The sequence below is a fragment of the Propionivibrio sp. genome (genome assembly GCF_017995515.1).
Taxonomy (GTDB): domain Bacteria; phylum Pseudomonadota; class Gammaproteobacteria; order Burkholderiales; family Rhodocyclaceae; genus Propionivibrio.
Genome location: NZ_JAGOIT010000162.1, coordinates 1 through 4,407, shown reverse-complemented (window position 1 = coordinate 4,407; position 4,407 = coordinate 1). Strand labels below are relative to the sequence as shown.

At 63.4% G+C, this 4,407-nt stretch carries 3 protein-coding genes and 1 pseudogene; all 4 read right to left on the bottom strand.

The features are described from left to right. Positions 1-126, bottom strand: a pseudogene (locus KBA32_RS16475) (TniQ family protein); the annotation flags it as partial. 57 nt (positions 127-183) lie between these two features. Continuing rightward, a complete protein-coding gene (locus KBA32_RS16470; RefSeq protein ID WP_294361309.1) occupies positions 184-2,127 on the bottom strand; it encodes a Tn3 family transposase in 1,944 nt (647 codons plus the stop codon). A gap of 318 nt (positions 2,128-2,445) precedes the next feature. Next, positions 2,446-3,879: a YncE family protein gene (locus tag KBA32_RS16465; RefSeq protein ID WP_292939623.1), complete on the bottom strand. Its 1,434-nt coding sequence runs from the start codon at positions 3,877-3,879 to the stop codon at positions 2,446-2,448. Then, the coding region (locus KBA32_RS16460; protein WP_294361307.1) for a DUF305 domain-containing protein at positions 3,876-4,407 on the bottom strand (532 nt) is incomplete at its 5' end. The genes KBA32_RS16460 and KBA32_RS16465, both read right to left, overlap by 4 nt.

Here is a 4,407-nt window from a genome sequence, read left to right as displayed (position 1 = left end):
CGGTCGCCACAGACTTTGCCCAGCACGCAGCGGATGCCCGCAGCCTTGCCAGACTTGGCGGAGATACCCCGCGTAGGTTCCGCACGCCGAAAGCGGGGTGTTCAGCTCATCGAGCAGCGTGCGTAGAGGGCATAGCGTGGATGGTACGCTAAACAACGCTAAGGGCGAACAATCAGCGAACGCTTAGGCGGCGCGGCTATCCGGCGGCAGATTGAGGGCCTTGCGGCCAGCGGAAGCGGCTGCTCGATCCCAGAGGAAATCGCCCGAGAAAGCAATATGCTCCCAACCTACTGGGGACGTATGGGCGAGTAGATCATCAGGCACCGCGACCGATGTTGATCGTAGATGCTGGGCGGCGGCATCCATGTAGATCGTGTTCCAATAGACGATCGCGGCGACGAGCAGATTGAGGCCGGACGCCCGATATTGCTGCGCCTCGTGGCTGCGGTCGATGATGCGGCCCTGGCGGAATGTGTAGATCGCCTGCGTCAGGGCATGGCGCTGCTCGCTGTTGTTGAGACCGGCATGGCATCGCCGGCGCAGATCGGGATTTTCTAGCCAGTCCAGCATGAACAGCGTCCGCTCGATCTTGCCGATTTCCTGTAGCGCGACATCGAGCTGGTTCTGCCGTTCGTAGGCAGCGAGCTTTCGCAGCATGACCGATGGCGCGACATGGCCGGCCTTGATCGACCCTACGAGGCGCAGCACGTCTTCCCATTGCTCACCGATGATGTCGGTGCGGATACGCTTGCCCAACAGCGGGGTGATGGACGGATAGGCCGTGACCGGCGCGATCGGCGCGAGCCGCCTGTCGGGGAAGTCGCGCAGGCGCGGGCAGAAGCGAAATCCCAGCATCGCGCACAGGGCGAAGACATGATCGGTCGCCCCGCCGGTGTCGGTGTAATGCTCGACGATCCTGAGATCGGTGCCGTGGCTGGTGAGGCCGTCGAGGACATAGGGCGCCTCATGCGTCGCGGCCGAGATCACTTTGACGTGGTAGGGCGCGCGCTGATCAGAATTATGGGTGTAGAAGCTGAAGCCATGATCGACGCCATAGCGGGCGTTGATATCGCCGCCCGACGCGCCGCGCTTCGCGGCCCTGAAGAACTGGCCATCGGAACTGGACGTGGTGCCGTCGCCCCATACTCGTGAGAATGGCAGGCGGTGGTGCGCGTTGATGAGGAGGGCCAGCGCCGCGCGGTAGCTGTCGTCGCGGATATAGGCGTCATGGGTCCAGAGGAGCTGATCGCGCGTGACGCCCTGACTCGCCGCCGCCATGCGCGACAGGCCGAGATTGGTCGCATCGGCGAGGATCGTGGCGAGCAGCGCGTTTTCATTGGGACACGGCTCGCCGGTACGCAGGTTGGTGAACGCCGCAAGAAAGCCGGTTTCCTGCGCCACCTCATGCAGTAGCTCGGTGATGCGGATGCGTGGCATCATGGCATCGAGCCGGTCGGCCAGCGCTTCGGCGTCGGGCGTCGCGATCGTGCGAACGGGGGATATCTGGAGGCGGTCGTCGCGATATCGCACACCCTCCAGAGCGTCGCGCTTCAGGCGCTGGGCAAATTTCTTAAGCCGCCAGTCAAGTTCGCGGCCCCGCTGTTCGAGCCATTCGCCGGCTGTGGGTGGCAGACCGAGAGCCGACACGATCGGCTTCGCCTGGGGTTCGCTGAGCAGGTAGCTGTCGAACCGGCGGTATCCTGCCGATCGCTCCACCCAGACATCCCCGGAACGCAGCTTGTTGCGCAGATGCGCGATCGTCGCGATTTCCCAGAGACGCCGGTTGATCTTGCCGTCATCGCCCACGACGATTTTCCGCCATTCCTTGCGGAAGGGCATCGGAGCGTCGGCAGGCAGATCGCGTTTGCCCGACCTGTTGAGGTCGCGCAGCATCTCGATGGCGGCGATCGTTTTTGCACTGCCCTTTCCGGCCCTGAACTGGAGCGCCTCAAGCAGGTCGGGGGCGAACTTGCGCAACGTCGCATAGCGGTCGGCCGCCACCGTCAGCGGATCAAGGTTGGCGGTTTCCGCGATTGTCGCCACTTCTGGCCTCGCCTTCAGGAGGGTGTTCCACCCGACCGATGCGTCCAGGGCCTCCATTGGATCTTCGCCGGTATCGAGCCGCAATCACCACGAAGGTGCAGCCGCAGTGGCCGCACGCGTAGCGTAGCGGACCCTTTACGGGTTGATTGAAGGAGGCTTGGGGTCGGCCAACGGATTGGCCACGAAGAGCGGGGTGGGGGCTTGCGTGGTCAACGAAGGAGCCGAAGTTCGGCACTAAGGGTTGGACGTCTGAATCTGGGACAAAGCCGTCGTTAGCAGGTTAGACGGTGTCCGACGGCTTTAGGTAAACGCGGACGTCGATGAGCTTCCCTTCAATAACTAGGGAGTCGAAGAGCGATGAAACGCCGCTGCGCACAATTGGTAGCCAGCGGCGCGCGGGCTTCAATGGGCTTGTTTCTGCACTACCGCGCCCTGCGAATCCGGATCACCGGCACGAATGACCAAATAACGGCGCTCGGCCGGGGCAGCATCCGCGACAATCTGGCGGATCGGCCCGACGGCGTTGACGATGGCGGCGCCGGCCGGATTGGTCATGAACTTGGCAAGAGGTTGAATCGCACCCGTCCCGTCGGGTTTGGTCGCCAGTCCGAGCGTGAACGGTTGCTTGGGCGGCAGGCCGGCGACGGCGGCCTGCAGGATCTGGACCTGCCCCTGATCGAACAAAGTGACTTGGCTCTGGCCCTGGCCTGACAGGGTCAACTGGACCTTGCCGCTGGCCATATCGAGCGGGACCAGATTGGCCATGCCGTCGCCCGAAGGCACCGCGCCCGGTACATAGGCGACGCCCTGCGGCCCCTGACCGATAGGGATGGTCGTGAGCAGGCGGTTGGTGGCAGTATCGATGACCGCAACGCCGTCGCCATTCTCCAGCCCAACATAGATGCGGGTGCCGTCGCCCGAAGGCCATAACCCGTGCGGCAGCGCGCCGACCGAAACTGTCGCCACCTGTTCGAACGTGTCGGTGCGGAACACCTTGACGATGTTCTGCGTGCCGACTGTCACATAGGCGAACTGTCCGCGCGACGTGCGGGCGATGTTGACGTGATTGGTGATGGGGCCGGTGTCGATCGTCTTAAGGACAGCGAACGGCGGCTTGGCGTCGAACACCATTACCTTGCCGACATCTTTGAGCGTCAGCCAGACCTGCCTGCCATCGGGTGTCGCGGCGATGTCGGGGCAGAAGGGGCTAGCTTGGGCGACACGTCCGACGACCTTCTTGGCTTTGGTGTCGATCACGACCGTCTCGGGCGAGAAGCTCGAGCAAACGTACCCGTATTTGCCGTCGGGCGAGAAGATCGTCATGCCCGGGCCGTTCGGGACGGTGATGCGCGTGGTGGGTTCGAACGTCTTGCCATCGAGCACCTGGATATAGTCCTCGCCGCGAACGCTGACCCAGACCTCGCGCCCGTCGGGACGGAAGAACGCCTCGTGCGGCGAGCGGCCGACATAGGCGGTGTGCTTGACCGCGTTGGTGGCCGTATCGATGAAGGTCACCGAGTTCGACCCTATCGAGATCACTGCCAGCGTCCTGCCATCGGGTGAGAAGCCCATGCCGTGGACCAGAAGCTGACCCTTGTAGAGTGGGCTCAGATTGGCGGGCGTCAGATCGCCGAGCTTGATGACGCCGAGCAGTCGGTTGGTTGATGGGTCGATGACCGATACCGTGTTGGAAAACTGGTCCGAAGTATAGAAGCGGTCCTGCGAACTGATCGGCCGGTCGGGCGTCGCATTGGGCACCTGCTGCGCGGATGCGGGGTTCGCCAGCAGGCCGAGGGCAGACATGGCGAACGCCATCTTGAGGTGATTCGTAATCATTTTCCGTCTCCCTGATGCTGGTGAGGCACACTCGGCGGTGCGCCCTTCTCGGCAAGGATCGCCTGCATTACCGCGATCTCCTGCCGCTGTTCAACGATGATGCCCTGCGCGAGACGGCGCAGCCGTTCGTCCTTGCCGTAGCGCAGTTGCGCCTGTGCCATCTCGATTGCGCCCTGGTGATGCGGGATCATCATCGCCGCGAAGTCGCGGTCCGGATCACCGGACGGCGCGACCATCATCTCATGATGCATCTGCTCCATCGCGGCGGCCATGTCGGTGGCGAAGTCCTGGGGCGCCACTGCGAGTGCGCCTGCGGATGCCGCGAGGCCGAGGCCGGCAAGGCCCAGTACCAGATTCAAGCGCATGCCCCTTCTCATGATAGTCTCGCGATAACGCCTATGATCCGACATTCCCCAAGTGGCCTGCCGCTTGACTTCAAGATCGCCTGATTTTGCTCGCTGGGCAAGCGTTTTTCGCCCCGAGCGGTGTCTGTCGTCGCGCAAACGGCCGAAGTCGGGTGGATCAAGC

Coding starts and splice junctions, on each gene's coding strand:
- KBA32_RS16465 (WP_292939623.1), bottom strand. CDS start 3,879: ATGATTACGAATCACCTCAAGATGGCGTTCGCCATGTCTGCCCTCGGC.